We start from the raw sequence: 21,973 nt of genomic DNA on the forward strand, positions 1-21,973 counted from the left end.
GGAAGACTACCAGGTTGATAGGTCGGAGGTGTAAGCACGGTAACGTGTTCAGCTGACCGATACTAATAGGTCGAGGGCTTGATCAAATAAATATCACTGTGTAATTTTGAAAGAATAATTTCTTTTAGATGAAAACTTATTCAGCTAAGCTGAAGAGTAACATATTTTTAAGAAATATGTCATCTGGTGGTTATGGCTTGAAGGTAACACCCGTTCCCATTCCGAACACGCAGGTTAAGCTTCAAAGCGCCGATGGTACTGCATTGGAGACGATGTGGAAGAGTAGGTCGCTGCCAGGTAAGTTAAAAACACTAAGCAAAAGCTTAGTGTTTTTTTATTTTTTTGTATGGTAGAATATATTTCCATAAGTATATTACTCTACTCTTTTTTGATATATAATATTAAATAGAGAATAATGGTTAGGAGATGATTTTTAATGGATAAGATTCAGAAGCTTAAAGAAATGATAGAAAAGAGTTCTAATATTGTTTTTTTTGGAGGTGCAGGAGTATCTACAGAAAGTAATATCCCTGATTTTAGATCAGAAGCAGGAATATATAAAACAAAAGATAATTTTTCATATCCACCAGAGATTATGCTAAGCCACAGCTTTTTTATGAGTCATACTGAAGATTTTTTTGATTTTTATAAAAGTAAAATGATATATAGATCAGCAAAACCTAATGATGCACATAAAGTTCTAGCTAACCTTGAAAAAAGAGGCAAACTAAAAGCTGTAATAACACAAAATATAGACGGACTTCATCAAATGGGAGGTTCTAAGAATGTATTAGAGCTGCATGGTTCAGTTCATAGAAACTATTGTATGAAATGTGGTAAAAGCTTTGATTTAGACTATGTTATGAATAGTAAAGAATTAGTTCCAAAATGTGATGAATGTAGTGGAAGAGTTAAACCAGATGTAGTTCTATACGAAGAAGCATTGAATATGGATGTTATGAATAGAGCTGTATATCATATACAAAAAGCTGATATGTTAATTGTAGGCGGTACATCATTAGTTGTATATCCAGCAGCTGGGCTAATTGAGTATTTTAATGCAGAAAATTTAGTTCTTATAAATAAAGATGCAACACCATACGATAATAGAGCTGGGTTAGTTATTAATGATAGCATTGGAGAAGTACTTAGTAGGGTGATTGATGTGTAGTATGTATATACCAATTTTTACAGCTTATTTATTAGTAGACTTTGTTGAATACTAATAAAAATGCTATTATCTAATAACTTAAGATAAGTAGAATAGCAGAATGAAAGGTGAAAATATTGAAAAAAAGCAAAAGAAGAGAGGGGTTTTCATCAGGTCTTGCAGCATTTTTTGCAACATTAGGTTCAGCGGTAGGATTGGGGAATATATGGAAATTCCCTTATGTAGTAGGGGATAATGGTGGAGCAGCGTTTTTATTGGTCTATCTCATATGCATTGTTTTTATAGGACTTCCTATAATGATTAGTGAATTTTATGTTGGAAGAAAAACAAGAAAAAATGTCATGGGAGCAGTTCAAGAACTAAGTTCTAAAAAAGGTTGGAGTATTATTGGAATAATTGGGATTTTATCTGCGTATTTTGTAATGTTTTTTTATAGTGGTGTTGCAGGTTGGGTATATTCTTACGTGTTTAAGATTTTAAAGGGAGATTTTAATAGAGCTACAGCAGAATCTGTTCAGCAACAATTTACCAATACTACATTAGGACCAACTGTACCAGTAATATGGCAGATTATAGTTATAGCTGTTGTATCTATAATTTTAATAGCAGGGGTTAAGAACGGTATTGAAAGAATAACAAAAACACTTATGCCTATTTTACTTATTTTGATATTGATATGTGATATTAGAGCATTAATGCTTCCAGGAGTTAAAGAGAGTTTTACTTTTTTATTTAAAGCAGATTTTACTCAATTAACATCCAAGGGGATATTGCTTGCCATGGGATTGGCATTTTTTAAACTATCATTAGGTATGGGTACTATGGTTACATATGGAAGTTATTTTACAAAAAAGGATAATATGTTTGGAACTGCGGCTAAAGTAGCAATATCAGATACTATAGTTTCTCTTCTTGTGGGAATAGCTGTATTTTCTGCTGTTTTTTCATTTAATATGGTTCCGTCAACAGGACCAGGACTTTTGTTTATGACAATACCGTTAGTATTTACAAAAATACCTTTTGGTAAGGTTTTATTATTTGCATTTTTTGTTTTAGCATCAATAGCAGCAACGACTGCATTTATATCTATGTTTGAGGTTTTAGTAGCTTATTATACAGAACAAAAAGGTATGTCAAGAAAGAAGGCAGTTATATTAAATGCAATAGTAATAGCTGCAATCGGGGTATTTTCAACGCTTTCAGTAAGTGAAGGCGCTGTGTTTGAACAAATAAAAATATTTGGTATGGGAATCTTTGATTTATTTGACTATATATCTTCAAATATACTTCTACCATTAGGTGGATTAGGAACAGGTCTTTTAGTTGGATATGTTGTTCCAAAGGAAGATATTAAAAAGGAACTTTCGAATAATGGAAAGCTTAAAGTTGAAAAGATTGTAGATATTTATTATTTTATTTTAAAATATGTTACTCCAATATTTCTTATAATTATATTTCTATCTTCATTAGGAGTACTTCAGAAAGTAATAAAATTAATATCATAATTAAAGGAAATATATAAAATTATAAATTTTTAAGTTTGTGAATAACTTTGATGCATAGTCTAAGAATATTGCAAAGCAATATTCTTATTTTACTACCGCTTCTAATATTTGAATTTTACCGCTATAACAGTCTATTTGGGCTTGGGCACCTATAGGAAGTGTTAGGTTTGGATAGGAATGCCCACACATAAAGTTTGATAAGGTAGGTTTTTTAAAAGATAGAATTTTATCATTTATAATATCATCAATAGTTAAGCTATTTTCGTAATTAGATAGTGAACAGTCTTTAAACTGACCTAATATAAATCCACTACATTGTTGTAATTTACCAGCTAAATATAATTGAGTTAAAAATCTATCTATTACATAAGGCTTTTCATCTATTTCTTCAATAAATAAAATATTGTTTTTAGTATCTATTTCATAAGGGGTTCCTAAAGTAGAGCAAATTAATGATAAATTACCTCCTACAATTCTTCCTTTAGCTTTTCCTTTATAAATACAGTTAAGAGATGTGTTTAATGGATTAGACAGGCTGTAAGGCTTATTACATTTCATTATGGTATTCAAAAAACTTTTTAATGTCTCTTTACTTTGAAAATTTGAACTTCCCATTGGTCCATGAAAGGTTATTAAGTTGCATCTTAAAGCTATTGTATTTAAAAGCGTAGTTATGTCGCTAAAACCAACAAAAATTTTGGGGTTGTTTTTTATGATTTCAAAATCTATAAGAGGAAGTAGTCTCATAGAGCCATAGCCCCCTCTTATACATAAAATCATATCTATTTCATCATCTAAAAACATATCTGTAATATCAGATACTCTATTTATATCTTTTCCAGCTAAATATCCCCATTTATCGTATAAATGGTTACCTTGTTTTACTTTAAAACCTTGTTTTTTTAAAAAAGAAATTGTTTCTTTTATTTTAGATGAAATTTCAGGGCTAGCTGGAGAAATAAGACCTATTGTATCACCAAATTTCAATTTTTTTGATATCAAAATATCACACCTTATAAAAGTTATATCTGATATATAATATGGTTTTAATCTAAAATAATTGCTATAAAAGTTTAAATAAAAAAACAAAGAATAAATAAGTGTTGTTCTTTAAATTTTTATATTTGCATGTAGATAGTTAAATTATATTTAGAACATATTTTTTCTATTTAAAAAGATTGTAGCAATTAAAATTGATACACCTATTGAAGCCATTACAACGGTAAAGCCAGGCCCTGATGGAGCTGATGACCAAGGTAGACCTGTTACATTCATACCAAAAATACCAGAAAATATATCAGGGATAGACATAACTATAGTAACTGATGCAAGTAATTTCATTACAAGGTTTAAGTTGTTAGATATTACATTTGCACACGCATCCATAGTTACGGTTAAGATATTTGAATAAATACTGGTCATCTCTATAGCCTGTTTATTTTCAATTATTACATCTTCAAGTACATCTTTATCTTCTTCGTATTTTTGCATAATATCTAATTTTACCATTTTTTCTAGTGTTATTTCATTAGCTTTTAATGATGTGGAAAAATACACCAGTGAATTTTGCAGCGATAATAATTGCATAAGTACCTTATTGCTCATAGATTTATGCAATTTTTTTTGTATCATTACACTCTTTTTGTCTATTTGACGAAGAGAAACTAAAAAGTAGCTAGAGACCCTGTAAAGCATTTGAAGAATAAATCTAGAACGTTTAAAGGTATAAAAAGAACGAATATTGCCATCTATAAAATCATTTAATATCTTACTACTTTTCAAGCAAATTGTTATGACAATTTTTTCTGTATGAATTATACCAAGTGGGTATGTATCATATGTAAGAGAATTTTCTTCCATCTCAGTAAAAGGAATATCCACGATAAACAGTATGTTATTATCTTCTATATCTATACGAGAAGTTTCTTCTTCATCTAATGCAGCTTTAAGAAATTCAACAGGAACATCTGATTTTTTAGATACCAGCAGTATTTCCTGTTCAGAAGGAGAAACCATGTTAATCCAGCATCCAGGTTCTATAGAATCTAATTTTTGTAAAGCAGGGTTAGATCCACTAATACTTCTATATATACAAATCATAAAATTCAGTCCTTTCTAAATAAATAAAAGTGCCTTGCACTTTTATTATATTATACACTAAACCCTAATATAATTAAGTACAAAACATATTAAAAAATAATAAATTTTAATATAGTTAATAGGCTGAATTTAAAACGATTACATGACTTATTATAGAGTAAATTGAAGCAAATTAAAGTTAGAGTTTATAATATTGTAATTTAGCATGATAATCTTGAATATTTGTAATAAATATTCGAAAATCACTATATAGGGGCTTTATTAAATTTGTTTAGAATTAATAAAACTAGTATAATCACTATAGAAAAAACTTTAGATTCATGGGGGATTTCTGCTTATGTATAAGGAGACAGTAATGTGTAAAAAAATTTTTATTATGTTTTTGATAGTGATGTTACTAGCAGTTTCTATTGTTGTATCAGATCTTGTGGTTGGTATGAATATTGGTAAATACCAAGTAGGCGAACAGTTAGGGGTTGTAATCACTTTTTTTACTTTTGGGCTTGTTATAAAGCAGATACAAAAAGGAAAAATAAAGTATAAGTACTTTTTAATTGCTGATGAATTTATAATTTATAAAGTAAGAGGTTCAAGACAAGATGTCGTTGAAAATATAAAAATTAAGGATATAAAATGTATAAAAAAAGTCAGTGAGCGTGTTGAAAAGTTTGACAGTATAAAGTCTAAAAAGTATACTTGCCTAAATTCTAACAGCAACGTATATTCTTGTAAATACAATGATGATAATGGTACTAACAAATTTTACTTTGAGCCAAGTGGTGAGCTGGTAAACAGATTGTATTCTTTAATAGATGAACGAATTTCGTAGAGTAAAATGCTAGGCAAAATAATGCCTAGCATTTTTTATTTAGGCTTTTTGTAGGTTCAGTATAGTTATAGTAAAGCTTAATTTTGAACTTAATGTTTATAGTATACCCCAATATTTTTTCTTTATTTGTAAAAAGTATTTAATTGTATTGAAATATACAATTATAAAACTTATAATTATCAATATGGGATAATATACCATGATATTAAGGGGGAAGAATTTTTGAAAAAAACATTAAGTAAATTATTAGTAGTAATTTTGATTATGAGTTTGTTCTTGAATTTAGTAGCTAAACCACATAAAGCTTATGCAGAAGAAATACCTAAAATAGAAAAGGTAATATGTGAATATAAAGAAGTAAAAGAAGGGGATATTCAAAGCTTAGATATATTACCAAAGGCTTCAAATAAAGTGCAATATAGAGTGTGGCTTGCAAATATGAAGACGGGTATTTGGAAGGAAATAACTAAAGGGTTTACAGAAGCATTAGATGGTAATAAAGTTTATAATGTTATAACACCCAAATTATCAGAAGGAGAATACAGAGCATCAGTTTGGATAAAAAGAGCTAATGCTAAGCCATTAAATAAAAAGGGCTTTGACAGTTATTTTGCTTTAAATTTTAAATGCTTAAAAGAAGATAAGCAAAAAATACAAATCAAACTGGATGAAATAAAAAACAACTATAAAAGTGGTCAAGCTGTAGAAGTAAAAAAGAAAGAAGATAAGGGGTATTCTTATAAATATAGTGTTTATGATATCGTAAATGATAAAGAAATAGTTACTTATAATGACGATTATAAGGATAATATTTTATGGAAACCTAATGATGACGGTATATATTTATTTAAAACTAATGTAAAAAACTTAGAAAAAATACAAGTATCCAATAATATGGATAAGGATAATAATGAAATAACCAAGAAAGAAAAGACAATAGAAAAAAACAAAGAAGAGAAAAATAAAGTTGAAATAAAAGAAAAAGAAGAAACAAAAAAAGATCAAGATGGAAAACAACAACAATTAGTAGAAGATAATAATGATGATCAAGAAACAGTAGAAGATGATAGGTTAAAAGATGAAAAAACGAAAAATAAATTAATAGAAGAACAAAAATTAAAAGAAAAGGATGAAGATAAAAGCAATACTTTAGAATATGATGTAAATAATAAAAAAGTTAAAAAAGATGAAAATATACCTGAAAATAATTTAGACATAAATAAAGAAAAACAAGAAGTAGATTTAAAAAATAATCAGGATATATTAAATGAATCTAATACAAGCAAAATATCAGAAAGAGAGAATGAATCTGGAGAAGTTTTAGGACAGGGATTAGCACAGTCAAGACAAAAATGTGATTACATACCAGAGTCACATAATGATTTTATATTCTCTATAATTGGTGAAGATGATAAAGATAAAATATCAGATCAAACTCAAAACGAAAATAAAGACAAGCGAGAAACTAAACAACATGAAAACAAGGACAAGCAAGAGAATAAACAAGATGAGATAAATTATAAATATATAGAAAGTGAGACAGAAATAAGTAAGATATTAATGGTGGGGAATCCATATAGAGGACCTAAAGCACCTAAAGCAGATTTGGTTACAGTTGGAAATGCAAATGAAAATGATACGATTAATATTAAAGCACAGCCAAGATATAATTCAAAAAATGTTGGGTATATATATGGAAGTCTTTGCGAGGTTAAAGTATTAAAAACCGTTGGTAAGTACTATAATATAGAAACTGTTAATTATAAAACGTCCAAAAGAATCAAAGGATATGTTTATAAATGGCAACTAAAAAAGGTAAAACCTAGTAAGTTTTATTCTATTTTAGTAAACCAAAGTGAACAAAAAATATATATATTTAAAAATGGTAAATTTCTAAGAAATATTATTTGTTCTACAGGAAATGATTGGACGCCCACACCATCTGGAACATATTTAATAGGAGATAGAGGACCAGCATTTTTAACAGGAAGTACTAAGGCAGTTATCTGTTATAATTGGGTGAGATTTAATCATAATTATCTTTTTCACAGTGTTTTATGCTATAGATCAAATGGAGAACCTATACCATCAGCACTTGCTAAACTTGGACATAAAGCGTCTCATGGTTGTATAAGAGTACCCAAGGAAGATATAAAATGGTTTTACAATAATATACCGAGAGGAACTCTATTGGTTATAAAATAACGTCGATATGAATCGGCGTTTTTTATTGAAATACTATATAATTAAATTTATAATAAGTATTACGTGGAATAATATGTTAGGAGGAGTGAAAAATTGAAAAAATTCTTATCAAAAATAATAGTTACAGTTATGGTTATGGCCTTGTTTATGACTGTAGGATTTAAAGTACCAAATGCATATGGAACAGAAAGAGTACCTACTATTAAAGAAATAGTACTTGAAAAATCACGCCTATATGAAGGAGAAATTCAAACATTAAACATATTTGGAAAGGGAAGTGGAAATATACAGTACAGGGTATGGATTTTGAATAAGAATAAGAATGAATGGAAAGATATAACCGATGGGTTTACACATCCTTCAAATGTAAAAGCACCTTTTAAAATCACAATACCAGAATTAAAAGCAGGAGAATATTCAGTATCAGTATGGGTGAAAAGAGAAAATGAGAAACCTTTAAATCAAAAGGGCTACGATAATTATTTTGCTATTGATATGAGTTGTTTAGAAAACAATGGACAAGTTTATGATAGAAAATTAGACGAGGCTAAAAGTAAAGAAAGAAAAATAAATATACCGAGTATTGAAAAGGTGGTAAGTGAGAAGTCATATTTATATGATGGAAATAATGTAAATTTAGATATAGTATCTAGAGGCTTTGAAAAGGTTCAGTATAGAGTTTGGGTTTGTTATGATAAAACAGATACTTGGTTTGAGGCTACAAAAGGATATACTAAACCTATATATGCACAAGATGTTTGTAAGGTAACTATACCTAAATTATCATCGGGAGAATATTCAGTAATTGTATGGGTAAAAAGAGAGAATAAACAGCCTTTAAATAAAAAGGGATATGATGACTTAATTAAATTTAATATAAAATGTTTAGATAGTAATGAAGAAAATAATGATAAAGGTGTTAATGAAGCTGAAATTAATGAAGAATTAAAGGCAATGAGAAACAACTATAAGTTAGGAGAAACCATAGAGTTAAAAGCTAAAGAAGAAGGAAAAATTCAGTATAGATATAATATTTATAATGCTTTAGATGAGAAAATAGTGGTTGAGTCTAAAGAATATAAAGGAAATCTTACGTGGAAACCAGAGAAACAAGGTGTATATGTATTAAGAATTCATGTAAAAAATTTAGAAAAAGAACAAGATTATGATGTTAATAAATTAATAGTTGTGGGACAACCATATAAAAAGATTGTGGAAAAGAAAAATAATAAGACTATATATACAAATAATAAAAATACAGGTAAAGTTGCTTATTTAACTTTTGATGATGGTCCTTCAAAAAAAGTAACTCCTAGAGTTTTAAAAATATTAGATAATTATAATGTTAAAGCTACTTTTTTTGTAACTGGTGAATTTGCACAGATGAATAAGAATTTAATAAAACAAGAATATGCTAAAGGTCATACTATAGGGAATCATACATATTCTCATGTGTATAAGAAGATTTATTCAAGTACAACTGCATTTATGAATGAAATTAAAAAGACAGAAGGAATTTTAAAGAGTATTATTCCAGAATATAATACTAAATTAATTAGATTTCCAGGCGGTTCAATGAGCAGAAACAAAGCTTATAAAGATGCTGTAAAAAATGCAGGATATAGTTCTTTTGATTGGAATGCTTCAACTGGAGATGCAACCGCTTACTTAGTACCAGTGGATAAATTAATAGAAAAATTAAAAAAAACTTGTGCTAATAAGAATACGGTTATTATATTAATGCATGATGCCCCAGTTAAAACAACTACTGCGGATGCATTGCCAAAGGTTATAGAATATTTACAATCTCAGGGATATGAATTTAAAACTTTAGAGTAAATAAAAAACATATAATTTCCTAAAAAACTAATAGCCTAATAGAATGCAACTGATTCTATTAGGCTATTAGTTTTTTCTAAAAAGAATAGAATTATCTAGATTACCTTCATTTTCTGCTATTACTTTTATAAAAGCTTCTGCAATAAAGGGGTCAAATTGAGTGTTGCTACATTTTTTTAATTCAAGTATTGCTTCATCATAGGTTTTTCTGGTATTATAAGGTCTATTAGAAGTCATTGCATCAAAACTGTCTACTACCGTAAGGATTCTTGCCAGATAAGGGATATCTTCACCTTTTAAGCCTAAAGGATATCCTTTGCCATTATAGCGCTCATGATGATGTAAAATTAATGGAATAACATTTTTAAGAGAAGGAACGGACTTGATTATTTCTACACCGTTGACAGGATGTTGTTTTAATGTTTCCCATTCTTCATTTGTTAAAGGCATTTTTTTATTGAGCACTTCTCTGGAAATGTTTATTTTACCGATATCATGCATATAAGCACCATATTTTAGAATTTTTTTATCTTCTGGCGATAGATTTAATTTATCACCTAATAATTTAGAGTACATTACGACTCTTTCAATATGTGCATATGTATATTTATCTTTTGCGTTAATTACGCTAATTAGAGTTTTTATTGAAGTAATTAAGTCTATGTGTTCTTTTTCTATATCTCCTTTTAGTTCCTCTAATATAGAATAATAGGTTTCTACTCTATTTTTATTGAAAAACTTAGCTCGATAAAGTGCATCATCTGCATATTTGATTAATTCTATATCATTTTTAGCTTTATCTGGGAAAGTAGATACTCCTAGAGATACAGTGATTTTACCATTAGGTTGATTTTCTTCTCCCTCAAATTCTGATTGTTCTATGTTTAATCTTATTTTCTCTGCAATATAAATAGCTTCTTGTTCTTCTGCATTAGGTAAAATGATGGTAAATTCTTCACCACCATATCTTGCAACAATATCTTTGTTTCTTGCACAATTTTTCAATATAGTCCCTATTTTTTTTAAAACTTTATCACCGTTTTGGTGCCCATATAAATCATTGTAATGCTTGAAATAATCTATATCTAATAAAATTAGAGAAAGAGGAAGCTTTAATTTTTGAGATGTTTGAATTTGTTTTTTTAAGGAATCTTGAAAAAATCTATGGTTATAAATTTCTGTTAATCCATCTATATTAGCTAAATTACTTAGTTTTTTTCGATATTCATTTTCAATTTTCACATAATAACCTAAAGGCCAGGCCGTAAGCATAAATACACCTGCTAAAATCAAATCATTTTCAAAATATTGATTAACTTCAACATTAGGAATAGAAATTAAATCTATTACTAATATAATAATTGAACATATAAATGCTATTATAATTCCATGCTTCATTCCTGATTGTATAGTTGAAGCAATGATTATGAATAAAAACAAAAATTTATATTGACTGGAATTAGCACCAGATAAAACAATTAAATAAGAAAATATACCAATAAAAGCAATATTTTCAATTGACTTAATTATTCTAATATGTCTTAAAATAAAATATTTATTAGAGAAAATTGACCATAATATATAAATTAAAGTTAATAAACAGATTGATACTCCTATTAAAGCTAAACTCAAAAGAGTATCGTTTGTATAGTTAACTGTTTTTTTTACTAAATAATATTTAAAAAATATTATTCCACAAAATAGTAAAGAAGATAATTTTATAATTGATACGATTTCGTATATTTTCTTTTGTCTATTATTTTTAAGGCTATCCATATTCTCACATCCGTGCGTTTTTTTATTTATATGATAATAAAGGTCGGAAATCCGACCTTTATATTATTTTTCTCTTAAGCATTTTGGTTCTGCAGGTTGATAAGAAAAGAAGAAGCATGCTGAAGCTGATGTTGTAAACGCAAAGAAAGTTAATGCTGCTGCGCCTAAAGATACCATTGTTTTTACAAATTTACTTTTCATTTTTGTTACCTCCAATAAAATTTGATATATTTTTTAAAAAAATATCTATACTATTTGTTATAAAGTGTCCCTTATGAGTAAGAGTAAAAGATTGCCAGGTGATACCTAAACATACACATATAACACTTATTAATAGATATTTAATTTCTAATTTATAGTAAAGTATTAATAATATACATATCATTAATATAAAACCATGAAGAAGTATTAAAGAGCTTCTTTTTAAACGCTGTTTAGTTTCAGTTTTTTTAATAGGCTTAGCAGAGCTATCAACTGGAGCTAATTTATATATAATGTAATAAGAAAACAAAAAGCTTATTATTACAATTATAATAACCAACTTAATAGTAACTAAATTACTGGTTTTGTTTACTGCTAGAGCAAGTCCATCACATACTATGGCACCAATTACTGCACAGCGATTTGGTGAATTGGCATGTGCACCTCCAGAATATTTTCTTAAAAAGCTTGCAGTAAAGGCAATTATTAAAGATTCTTTTAATACGTCTAAAATAATTCCGAATAAAACAATTATAAAAATTGCCCAAAGCATTTGAAAAAAAGCAAAAGCTCCGTAAGCGATTATTTCTTCATTATTCTTATTTAACGCTAAAGTTGAAGAAATTTTAGAAGCTAAATTGGTTGAGAGTTTCTCAATTAAAAACATTGGTATACGCCCTTTTTTTATAAAATTTTCTATGAAATATAAAAACTGTTATTCCAAATAACAATAATGATGGAGTACTGTATAAAATTTTTGATAGTGGTTCTTTAAAAACCATATCTATTTGAATTTTAAACAATTTTTCTAATACAAAAACATTAATTCCTTCACAAATAAGTAAAATTATTACTGAGATTAATGCAGAAGAAATAGCTTTAATAATATCAATTTTGCTTATAAAAACACATAATAAAACATATGTTATTATAAAAAGAATTGTATGTACACCATAATGAATAGGTAGAAATCTTATTAAATAACTACTTATTGTTAATAATATAGTGGATATACAAAGAGCTTTTTTATCTATAGTTTTATTAGAAAATACATAGTTTGCACAAATGAATATAAACTGTTCTGGAATACCTCTAAGAAAAAATTCTAACAATGATAATTTCAACATATAATACAACATCCTTTGCTAGATAATGTTAATTAATAATATCATTTACAATTATATCATCAAATTATAGTATATAAAATAATCAAATATATTTTTTTATATAAAATAAAATAATATTTAGCAATGATTAAAAGAAATATATAAATATGTAGAAAATTTATTAAGAGAAAAATTTTTATTTGGACTTAATAATATAAAGGTCGGTTAATCCGACCTTTATATTATTCTTCTCTTAAAGCTTTTGGTTCTTTAGGTTGATATGCAAAAAATGTACATGCTGAAGCTGATGTTGTAAACGCAAAGAAAGTTAATGCTGCAGCGCCTAAAGTTACCATGGTTTTCATGAATCTACTTTTCATTTTTTCACCTCCAATAAAAATATTTACACAAATTCGAAAATATGATAAATCAAAAAATATACAGATATATACAAATTTTTCATTATGTAATCTTATTGAAAAAAATAACTATCTAAGATTGACGATTTAGAAATATAAGTTATATTATTTGGTGAATTATGTTACTTAATAATTATATACAATTATACCACAAAATAGAAAAGCCGTGAAATATTTTAAAAATTTTTGTGGACAAAATAAGATTAGACACTTAGTTGAATAAAATATATTATAAGGGGCAGTAATTAAAATACTTTTAAGTATGTTTCAAGGGGGTAAATATGCAAAAACGAAAATGTATTATATGTAGGAAGCCTCTAAATGATGGTATAATGATTAATGGAAGAGGAATATGTAAAAACTGTGAAGAAAGAATAATAAATTCAGAAAATGGTACAGATTTTTATGAATATTATATAAACTGTATAAAAAAAACTATAGTACATTACATGATAAGAGGAGTGGATTACAAGTGTCAAAATTACCCCTTATAGAAGGAGTATTGGGATATATAAAAGAGAATAATATTTCACTTTGTATGCCTGGTCATAAAGGTGGAAAAGGATTTTTAGATACTGCAATAGGCAGAGAACTATATAAAAATATTATTGAGTGCGATATAACAGAAGTTGATGGAGTAGATAATCTTCATAATCCTGAAGGAATAATTAAAGAAGCACAGGAGCGCTTATCAAGATTTTATGGCAGTAAAAAATCATATTTTCTGGTAAATGGAAGTACCAGTGGAAATCTCACTATGATATTTTCTACCTTCAATGAAGGTGATAAGGTTATTGTTGAAAGGAACTGCCATAAATCTATATTTAATGGTATAATATTACGAAAGCTTAAGCCTGTATATGTAAAAAACAAGCTAAACAGTAAGTTTGATGCTCCTCTTTCAATAGATGAGGAGCATTTTTTAAGTGTATTAAAAGAAAACGAAGATGCTAAGGGAATAATTATAACTTACCCCAATTATTATGGCGTTTGTCCAAATTTGAGATTCATAATAAGAGAAGCGAAAAAGAAAAATATGAAGGTATTAGTTGATTCAGCTCATGGAGCTCATTTTGGAGTATGTGAAGAACTTCCAGAAAATGCAGTGAAGTTAGGAGCTGATATGGTTGTTGTGAGTTCTCATAAAACATTGCCTAGTTTTACTCAAACTGCATACCTTCATGTAAGAAATAGCATAGATATAGATAAGGTTGAGTTTTATATGAAGATGTTTTTAAGTACAAGCCCTTCATATATGCTTATGTGTTCAATGGATTATGGTAGATTTTATTTACAGGAGCACGGCAAGCAAGCTTATAAAGAACTTATAAAAAGGACTAATTTATATAGAGAAAAAATAAATAGATTAGAAGCATTTCATATACTTTCAGAAGAAGATTTAGATATAGTACACAATAGTTTGGATGTATCTAGATATGTAATAAACATAGAAAAGGGATATAGTGCAAGCAAGCTTTCTAAGTATTTAAGAGAGAATAAAATCCAAGTGGAGATGAATGATAATCAAAATATAATTTTAATTTTTTCTCCTTGGAATGATGAAGGTGATTTTAAAATATTATATGAAGTTCTTAAAAAGTGTTCAATAGAAAAGTTAAAAAATAAATATTATAATATATTAAATTATGATATTCCTGAAAGTAAGTTAATGCCTTATGAAGTAATAGATAAAAATAAAAAATATATTGATTTAGATAGAGCACAAGGAAAAATATGTGCAGAAGCTATAGTACCTTATCCACCAGGAGTACCTTTAGTTATGATTGGAGAAATAATAACTAAGAAAATTATAGATATGATAAAATACTATTTGGAAAATGGAACAGAGATTATGGGAACTACTAAAAGTAATGGAGCGTTTATAGAGAATAGAGAAAAATGTATGGTAAAGGTAATTGAAGAAAATAAAAAAGGGGAGGATGAATAATGAATAAGGGATTGTTTATTACGTTAGAAGGACCGGATGGGTCTGGCAAGTCTAGTATTATTAAGTTAATAGAAGAATATTTACAACAAAAAAATGTTGAATACATATCTACAAGAGAACCAGGAGGAATAGCTATATCAGAACAGATAAGAGAGGTTATTTTGAATAAAGGCAATACAGCTATGGATGGGAGAACAGAAGCACTTTTATATGCTGCATCTAGAAGGCAGCATTTAGCGGAAAAGGTTATACCTTCTTTGAAGGCAGGAAAAATAGTTGTTTGTGATAGGTTTGTGGATTCATCTTTAGCATATCAAGGTTATGCTAGAGGCATTGGTATAGATGAGGTAATGAAGATAAATGAATTTGCAATTGACGGTCATATGCCAGATTTAACTTTATATCTTGATGTAAGACCAGAAGTAGGTCTTGAAAGAATTGCTAAGAATAAGAATAGAGAAGTTAATAGACTTGATTTAGAAAATATTGATTTTCACAAAAAGGTGAGAGAAGGATATTTTATATTGTTTGAAAAATATTCAGATAGAATTAAAAAGATTGATGCTGAGAAGTCTATTGAAAAAGTATTTGAGGATGTTAAAAAAGTTTTAAATGGAATCATATAAAAAACAACAGCTGATAACTAATTTATTAGCTGTTGTTTTTTATATGAAATTGATATATATGGTACTGAAGATATCCTTGCATTTTCAAAAATAATGTTATTAAAACAACTAATAAATGTGATAAAATATTAATATATGTCAAAAATTATTTATATGTAGTGATTTATTGTTGATGTAATATTAATATATCGAAATAGTTATAAATTTTAGGAGGTATAGTTATGAAACTCATAATTGCCATTGTTCATGATGAGGATGCTGGTGACTTAATAGATACAATTACTGAAGCTGGTCATATGGTTACTAAATTAGCAACCACTGGAGGATTTTTAAAAGCAGGAAATACTACGTTGCTTACTGGTGTAAAAAAAGAAGAAGTTGATAATGTTATTTCTATTATCAAAGATACATGTAAGAGGAGAAAACAAGTGGTTTCAACACCATCACCTGTAACAGGATCAACGGGAATTTACGTTCCATATTCTGTTGAGGTCGAAGTTGGAGGAGCTACTGTTTTTGTAGTGGATGTTGATAAGTTTATGAAAGTATGATTTAGGAAATAAGATTTGGAGGCAAAGGATGAGCTTTGGAAATATAATAGGACATGAATTAATAAAAGAACAAATTCAAAATTCAATTGAGACAGGAAATTTTTCTCATGCTCATCTTATAATAGGTGAAGATGGACTAGGTAAAAGCCTTATTGCAAAAGAAACAACTTTAAAAGTTTTAGGTAGACATGAGAATAGAAGATATGTTGATATAATAGAATGGAGAGTTCTTAAAAACAAACAATCTATTGGGGTAAACGAAGTAAGAGATATTATAAAAGAAGTGAATAAAAAACCATATGAAGGGGATAAAAAAGTAATTATAGTTTATGAAGCACATAAAATGACCATGGAAGCACAAAATGCTTTTTTAAAAACTATAGAAGAACCACCTAAAGGAGTTACTATAATATTACTCAGCGAAAGTTTAGAACTTGTTTTGGAAACAATAAGATCGAGATGTCAAATTCATAAATTGAGAAGATTAAATGATAAAGAGATAGAAGCATATATTTTGAGAGAGTATTCAGATATAGAAAAGGAACAAATAAAATCAGTTACGGCTTTTAGTGAAGGAATACCAGGTCGCTGTAAAATATTTTTGGAAGATGATTCTTTTAAAGAAATAAGGAATATTATACTAAAAATATTATTTACAGTGTACAAAAAACAACCATCTAAAATTAAAGAATATGAATCGTTTTTTTATAAATATAAGGATCAATGGAATGAAATTTTAAACTGTTTTATTTCGTATATTAGGGATATTATGATTTATAAGGATATAGGTAAAAAGGAAATAGTAATAAATAGTGATAAAATCGAAGATTTAATAGAGCTTTCTAATATATATTCATTTAAAAAATTAAATAAAATAGTTGATATAATAACTGAAACACGAGAAAAGTTAGATAGAAGAGTTAATTCAATATTGGTTTTTGACTTGATGTTGTTAAAAATGCAGGAGGTTTAATATGATAACAGTTGTAGGAATACGTTTTAAAAAATCAGGTAAGATATATTATTTTAGTCCTAATGAATTAGATGTTAAAATTGGTGAGAATGTAATAGTAGAAACTGTAAGAGGAATAGAATTTGGTAAGTGTGTTATAGGACCCAAAGATATTTTGGAAGAAGAAATAATAATGCCTCTTAAGAATGTGATAAGAAAAGCTGTAGATGAAGATGTCGAGAAAGATTTTGAAAACAAGAAAAAGCAAGAAGAAGCTTTTAATGTTTGCGTTGAAAAAATACAAAAGCATGATTTGCCTATGAAGCTAATAGATGTTGAATATACATTTGATAATAATAAAATTATTTTTTATTTTACAGCAGATGGAAGAGTTGATTTTAGAGAATTAGTAAAAGATTTAGCTGCTGTATTTAGAACCAGAATAGAATTAAGACAAATTGGAGTGAGAGATGAAGCAAAAATGATAGGTGGATTAGGTCCATGTGGAAGACCTATGTGCTGTTCATCTTTTTTAGGGGATTTTGCACCAGTTTCTATAAAAATGGCAAAAGAACAAAACTTATCTTTAAACCCATCTAAAATATCAGGAATATGTGGAAGGCTTATGTGTTGTTTAAATTACGAACAATTAACATATGAAAATATTAAAAAGGAATTACCAAGAGTTGCTTCAATAGTGGAAACTCCATTTGGAACTGGTGAGGTTATAAGTAACAGTGTAGTTAAGGAGAGTGTAAAGATCAAAGTGAAAACTGAAGATCAAGAAGAGATAATACAAGAAGTACGTATGCAGGATGCAAAGCTAATTTCTGGTGGATATGAATACAACGAAAATGATAGTTATGAAAATAAAGAGGAACTTAAGTTGCAAACTGAAGGTGCAGATAAAGAGCAGATTAAGGAACTACTAAAAGAGGACTAAGGGGGAAAAGCGATGAAGCAAATCATAAAAGTTCCTAATATGCGTTCTACAAAAGATGTGTCCAATATAAGAAGTGCTTTGAGTAGCAGAGAAGGTGTAATTGCTTGCCAGATAAAAAAAGATAATAAAGAGATTGACATTGTTTATGATAATTATTTTATAAAACTGGATGATATTTATAATTTATTAGAGGATATGGGATATACGGTTCTATAAAACTGGCTTTTAAAAATTTTTTATGTATGGTAAAATAATAACATATATTACATTATTTAGGTTAAGGCGTTTTTAAAAGGTTGGGGAGGTACTTTTTATGGCTTTTAAAATTAGTGACGCATGTGTAAGTTGTGGAGCTTGTGCTTCAGAGTGTCCAGTTGGAGCAATCAACCAAGGAGATACTCAATTTGAAATTGATGCTGCTGCTTGTATTGATTGTGGAAATTGTGCAAATGTATGTCCAGTTGGAGCAATTTCACCTGAAGAATAGAATAAAAAAGATCGTCAGAAAAAAAGACGGTCTTTTTTATTTTATAAAAATGTATTGAATATTTTAAATATAAAAGGAGCTATAAAAACTGTTATCAATCCAGTTAGACCTATTGATAGTCCGCTCATGGCGCCTTCAGTTTCACCAATTTCTATAGCTTTTGTAGTTCCTACAGCATGGGAAGCTGTACCTATAGCTATGCCAATAGCTACTTTATTCTTTATTTTAAAGCATTTACAGATAAAAGGTCCTATAATAGCACCTATTATTCCAGTTAAAATTATAGTTGCAACTGTTACAGCTGGAATACCACCTAATTGTTTAGAAATTTCCACTCCAATAGGTACAGTAACAGACTTAGGAATCATAGAGATATTTAGAGGTCTGTCTAATTTAAATAAGTAACACATGAATATTATACAGGTTATACCTATACATGATCCGCTTGTGATGCCTATTATAATAGGTAGTGCATTTTCTTCTAATAATTTAATTTTTTTATATAAAGGTACAGCTAATATAACTGTTGCTGGTCCTAAAAAGAAAGATATAAATTGAGCACCCTTATTGTAATTTTCTAAACTAATATTGAATTTTGTTAAAAAAGTTATTATTAAGATAATGCTTATAAATAAAGGGTTAAATATGGCTAATTTAGTTTTAGCATAAATAAAAAATCCTATTTCAAATGCAATTAGTGAAATTAATATTCCGAAAATAGGATTGCAAATAAATTCTTTCATATGTTTTTTCTCCTTATTATTATTAATTGTACTATTATTCCAGTGACTGATATTATGATTACTGTTGAAATAAGAGAAATAGTGAGTATAGGGAGCCACTTATCTCTTAATAATGAGAAACAAGAGATTAAGCTTACGCCAGCAGGGACAAAGAAAAAAGCTAAGTAATCTAATAAAAAATTACTGATATTTTCTATCATTTCTAACTTAATTAGTCCTAAACACAAACAGGCTAATAAAATTAGCATACCAAGAACACTACTAGGAATAGGAAGATTAAATGTTGAGTGTATTATTTCACCTAAAAAGCAAATAATAAGTATTATGCTAGCTTGTCTTAATAATTTCAAAATTACACCTCCTACTTTTCAGTTAATTACTTTGCTTAGTTTAGCTACTTATGCTTAGAATAGTTATTTTTTGGTTATTAATAAAGCAGTTATAATAATCAGTTTAAATGGTAAAATTTAAAATTTTAACATTTAGTATATATAATACAACTTTTTTGTTATAAAGCTTTAATTAAATGAAAAGAGAGTTTAGCAAAATTATTCTGCATATTGTAATGGTTATCATAATTTTATAGTTTAAACTAGCAAAAATTTTCAGATATGAAGTTGGTGTTTTCCAGTGATATCAAGTGCTTTGAGAAGATAAAAAAGTAGAATAATTATTATGGATATTTATTACAAATGATATGAATAAATTTAAATCAATCAAATTATTACCAATAAAAAGATTGACTTATTAACAAATTGTAACTATAATTAATAAAAAAATGCAATTATGTAAAAATAGTTTTATATAAGAATATATTTTAAATTCTTACTTTTGAAAAAATGCATCTTTTGTTATGCAAAAATATATTTTTCTACTATGGAAAACTATTTAAGATGATTGATGTTTTAAAATAAAAAAGGGGGACTAATAAATGTTAAAAAGAAAAATAGGTAGACTGTGCACTTTAGTGCTGTCAGTAACATTATGTACAGCTTTGTTTTCAGGATGTGGCAGCAGTGGGAATTCAGCAAAAACATCTGAAAAAGCAAAGGATACAGTAACAGTTGCAACTATGTATGATGCAAAATCATTAGATCCGCATGCAACAAATGATGTAGCTTCTTCAAATGTTATGAAACAAGTTTATCAAAACTTAGTTACATTAAATGATAAAAACGAGGTAGTACCTCAACTTGCAGAAAAGTTTGAAAAATTAGATGATTTAACTTATAAATTTTATTTAAAAAAGGGAGTTAAATTCCATAATGGTGAAGAGCTAAAAGCAAGCGATGTAAAGTTTACTTTTGAAAGAGCAATTTCACCTAATGCTGCAGCTATTAAACATATAGTTGGAGATGTTGATCCTAATGGTATAAAAATTATTGATGATTATACTATTGTAATCAAGACTAAAAAACCATCTTCAGCATTTTTACCATCACTAACTCATACTGGCGGTGGATGTATATTAAATGAAAAGGCTGTTAAGGAAGCTGGAAACGATTATGGAATGAATCCAGTAGGTACAGGCCCATTTAAATTTGTTAGTTGGGCAAAGGGAGATAAAGTTGTCTTAGAAAGATTTGACGATTATTATGGAGAAAAACCTGCATATAAAAACTTAGTTATAAGAGCTATTCCAGAAGCAACAAATAGAACAATTGAACTTGAAAGTGGCGGAGTAGATATTGCTTATTCTATAACTCCAAATGATGTTCAAAGAGTTGAAGATAATCAAGACTTAAAAACTATGAGAGTTATGGAAAATTCACTAACTTACCTTGGATTTAACTGTGAAAAAGCACCATTTAACAATGAAAAGGTTCGTCAAGCAATAAGCTATGCTATAAACACACCAGCTATAGTTAAATCAGTATTTAGAGGCGTTGGAGGAGTTGCAGTAGGTCCTGTTGAACCAAATGTAAAATACTTTAATCCTAACTTAGGTGAACCAGAATATAATATTGAAAAGGCTAAAAAATTATTAGCTGAAGCTGGACAACCTAATGGATTTAAAGCAACTATATGGACAAATGATAGAAAAGAAAGAATAGATATGGCAACTATAATTCAAAATCAATTAAAACAAGTTGGCATAGAGATTGACATACAAGTTCTTGAATGGGGAGCATATCTTCAAGGTCTTAAAGAAAAGAAACAAGATATGTTTATAGTTGGATGGGCTTGTCAAACACCAGATCCTGATATGGCTTTGTTTGGACCATTCCACTCTTCTATGAAGGGAAATAATAACTTTACATTCTTTGGTGACCCTAAAGTTGATGAATTAATTGAAAAAGGTAGAACATTAGAAGATTCACCAGAAAGAGAAAAAGTATATTATGAGGTTCAAAAGCTTATAAGAGAAAAAGCACCTTGGGTATTTTTAGATAATGCAGAAGAAGTTGTAGGAGTTAGAAACAATATAGAAGGATTTAAGCCAAGTCCATTTGGATATCATGCTCTATATAATGTTCGTTTTGCAGATAATAAATAGTATATATATATAATTGATAGGAGCATAGGTTACCTATGCTCTTATTTAATATTTTGATGAATTTTATGAGGAGGA

Annotated in this window: 23 protein-coding genes and 2 rRNA genes; 16 read left to right on the forward strand and 9 right to left on the reverse strand. The window is 28.0% G+C overall.

Translation table 11 applies throughout. From position 1 onward, the window contains the following. The 4 genes from OW763_RS10475 to OW763_RS10490 all read left to right on the forward strand — a co-directional run. Positions 1-86, forward strand: a 23S ribosomal RNA gene (locus OW763_RS10475); the annotation flags it as partial. A gap of 96 nt (positions 87-182) precedes the next feature. Next, positions 183-299: ribosomal RNA gene (gene rrf / locus OW763_RS10480) — 5S ribosomal RNA — on the forward strand. Positions 300-436: 137 nt separating this feature from the next. Next, the gene (locus tag OW763_RS10485; protein ID WP_268041085.1) at positions 437-1,171 is read left to right on the forward strand and encodes an NAD-dependent protein deacylase; all 735 of its coding nucleotides are present in this window, start codon (positions 437-439) and stop codon (positions 1,169-1,171) included. A gap of 116 nt (positions 1,172-1,287) precedes the next feature. Beyond that, positions 1,288-2,676 (forward strand): sodium-dependent transporter, encoded by a 1,389-nt coding sequence (locus tag OW763_RS10490; RefSeq protein WP_268041086.1) that lies wholly within the window; start codon positions 1,288-1,290, stop codon positions 2,674-2,676. An 84-nt stretch (positions 2,677-2,760) separates the two neighbouring features. Here OW763_RS10490 and OW763_RS10495 read toward each other — a convergent pair whose 3' ends face one another. After that, on the reverse strand, positions 2,761-3,678 hold the full coding sequence (locus OW763_RS10495; protein ID WP_268041087.1) for a S66 peptidase family protein: 918 nt from the start codon (positions 3,676-3,678) through the stop codon (positions 2,761-2,763). A gap of 147 nt (positions 3,679-3,825) precedes the next feature. Next, a complete protein-coding gene (locus tag OW763_RS10500; RefSeq protein WP_268041088.1) occupies positions 3,826-4,776 on the reverse strand; it encodes a magnesium transporter CorA family protein in 951 nt (316 codons plus the stop codon). Positions 4,777-5,131: 355 nt separating this feature from the next. Between OW763_RS10500 and OW763_RS10505 the strand changes: the two genes are divergently transcribed. From OW763_RS10505 to OW763_RS10515, 3 genes are all read left to right on the forward strand, one after another. Next, on the forward strand, positions 5,132-5,605 hold the full coding sequence (locus tag OW763_RS10505; RefSeq protein ID WP_268041089.1) for a hypothetical protein: 474 nt from the start codon (positions 5,132-5,134) through the stop codon (positions 5,603-5,605). Between the two features lie 222 nt (positions 5,606-5,827). Continuing rightward, positions 5,828-7,810: a L,D-transpeptidase gene (locus OW763_RS10510; RefSeq protein WP_268041090.1), complete on the forward strand. Its 1,983-nt coding sequence runs from the start codon at positions 5,828-5,830 to the stop codon at positions 7,808-7,810. A 93-nt stretch (positions 7,811-7,903) separates the two neighbouring features. After that, positions 7,904-9,649 carry a polysaccharide deacetylase family protein gene (locus OW763_RS10515; RefSeq protein WP_268041091.1) on the forward strand — a complete coding sequence of 582 codons (1,746 nt, stop codon included), beginning with the start codon at positions 7,904-7,906 and terminating at the stop codon, positions 9,647-9,649. Between the two features lie 66 nt (positions 9,650-9,715). Here the strand turns inward: OW763_RS10515 and OW763_RS10520 are convergent, their stop codons facing one another. The 5 genes from OW763_RS10520 to OW763_RS10540 all read right to left on the reverse strand — a co-directional run bounded on the left by OW763_RS10520 (position 9,716) and on the right by OW763_RS10540 (position 13,112). Then, positions 9,716-11,425, reverse strand: coding sequence for a bifunctional diguanylate cyclase/phosphohydrolase (locus tag OW763_RS10520; protein ID WP_268041092.1), 1,710 nt, complete (start codon positions 11,423-11,425; stop codon positions 9,716-9,718). 63 nt (positions 11,426-11,488) lie between these two features. Further along, positions 11,489-11,626 carry a cyclic lactone autoinducer peptide gene (locus OW763_RS10525; protein ID WP_268041093.1) on the reverse strand — a complete coding sequence of 46 codons (138 nt, stop codon included), beginning with the start codon at positions 11,624-11,626 and terminating at the stop codon, positions 11,489-11,491. Then, positions 11,616-12,293 (reverse strand): accessory gene regulator ArgB-like protein, encoded by a 678-nt coding sequence (locus tag OW763_RS10530; protein ID WP_268041095.1) that lies wholly within the window; start codon positions 12,291-12,293, stop codon positions 11,616-11,618. The genes OW763_RS10525 and OW763_RS10530 overlap by 11 nt, the downstream gene beginning before the upstream one ends. Beyond that, positions 12,280-12,753: a hypothetical protein gene (locus OW763_RS10535; RefSeq protein WP_268041096.1), complete on the reverse strand. Its 474-nt coding sequence runs from the start codon at positions 12,751-12,753 to the stop codon at positions 12,280-12,282. Before OW763_RS10535 ends, OW763_RS10530 begins: the two co-directional genes overlap by 14 nt. A 221-nt stretch (positions 12,754-12,974) precedes the next feature. Then, entirely contained in the window at positions 12,975-13,112 is a 138-nt protein-coding gene (locus tag OW763_RS10540; RefSeq protein WP_268041097.1) for a cyclic lactone autoinducer peptide, read from the reverse strand. A 320-nt stretch (positions 13,113-13,432) separates the two neighbouring features. Here OW763_RS10540 and OW763_RS10545 point away from each other — a divergent pair, with 320 nt between their 5' ends. From OW763_RS10545 to OW763_RS10580, 8 genes are all read left to right on the forward strand, one after another. After that, the gene (locus OW763_RS10545) at positions 13,433-13,645 is read left to right on the forward strand and encodes a sigma factor G inhibitor Gin (protein ID WP_268041098.1); all 213 of its coding nucleotides are present in this window, start codon (positions 13,433-13,435) and stop codon (positions 13,643-13,645) included. Next, positions 13,624-15,099, forward strand: a complete 1,476-nt coding sequence (locus OW763_RS10550) for an aminotransferase class I/II-fold pyridoxal phosphate-dependent enzyme (protein ID WP_268041099.1) — start codon at positions 13,624-13,626, stop codon at positions 15,097-15,099. Before OW763_RS10545 ends, OW763_RS10550 begins: the two co-directional genes overlap by 22 nt. Further along, positions 15,099-15,725 carry a dTMP kinase gene (gene tmk, locus OW763_RS10555; protein ID WP_268041100.1) on the forward strand — a complete coding sequence of 209 codons (627 nt, stop codon included), beginning with the start codon at positions 15,099-15,101 and terminating at the stop codon, positions 15,723-15,725. The genes OW763_RS10550 and tmk overlap by 1 nt, the downstream gene beginning before the upstream one ends. 221 nt (positions 15,726-15,946) lie before the next feature. Next, positions 15,947-16,276 carry a cyclic-di-AMP receptor gene (locus tag OW763_RS10560; protein WP_268041101.1) on the forward strand — a complete coding sequence of 110 codons (330 nt, stop codon included), beginning with the start codon at positions 15,947-15,949 and terminating at the stop codon, positions 16,274-16,276. A gap of 28 nt (positions 16,277-16,304) precedes the next feature. Beyond that, positions 16,305-17,249 carry a DNA polymerase III subunit delta' gene (locus tag OW763_RS10565; protein ID WP_268041102.1) on the forward strand — a complete coding sequence of 315 codons (945 nt, stop codon included), beginning with the start codon at positions 16,305-16,307 and terminating at the stop codon, positions 17,247-17,249. 1 nt (position 17,250) lies between these two features. Continuing rightward, complete coding sequence (locus tag OW763_RS10570) at positions 17,251-18,171, forward strand: PSP1 domain-containing protein (RefSeq protein WP_268041103.1); 921 nt, start codon at positions 17,251-17,253, stop codon at positions 18,169-18,171. Between the two features lie 12 nt (positions 18,172-18,183). After that, entirely contained in the window at positions 18,184-18,387 is a 204-nt protein-coding gene (locus tag OW763_RS10575; protein WP_268041104.1) for a heavy-metal-associated domain-containing protein, read from the forward strand. 97 nt (positions 18,388-18,484) lie between these two features. Beyond that, positions 18,485-18,658, forward strand: a complete 174-nt coding sequence (locus tag OW763_RS10580; protein ID WP_268041105.1) for a DUF362 domain-containing protein — start codon at positions 18,485-18,487, stop codon at positions 18,656-18,658. Positions 18,659-18,699: 41 nt separating this feature from the next. Here the strand turns inward: OW763_RS10580 and OW763_RS10585 are convergent, their stop codons facing one another. Together OW763_RS10585 and OW763_RS10590 are read right to left on the reverse strand one after the other, a co-directional pair. Further along, a complete protein-coding gene (locus tag OW763_RS10585) occupies positions 18,700-19,401 on the reverse strand; it encodes an LrgB family protein (RefSeq protein WP_268041106.1) in 702 nt (233 codons plus the stop codon). Further along, positions 19,398-19,751: a CidA/LrgA family protein gene (locus tag OW763_RS10590; protein WP_268041107.1), complete on the reverse strand. Its 354-nt coding sequence runs from the start codon at positions 19,749-19,751 to the stop codon at positions 19,398-19,400. Before OW763_RS10590 ends, OW763_RS10585 begins: the two co-directional genes overlap by 4 nt. Before the next feature lie 581 nt (positions 19,752-20,332). Between OW763_RS10590 and OW763_RS10595 the strand changes: the two genes are divergently transcribed. After that, positions 20,333-21,898 carry an ABC transporter substrate-binding protein gene (locus OW763_RS10595; protein WP_268041108.1) on the forward strand — a complete coding sequence of 522 codons (1,566 nt, stop codon included), beginning with the start codon at positions 20,333-20,335 and terminating at the stop codon, positions 21,896-21,898. The last annotated feature ends 75 nt before the right edge of the window (positions 21,899-21,973 follow it).

Source organism: Clostridium aestuarii, assembly GCF_026735135.1.
Classification (GTDB): domain Bacteria; phylum Bacillota; class Clostridia; order Clostridiales; family Clostridiaceae; genus Clostridium_H; species Clostridium_H aestuarii.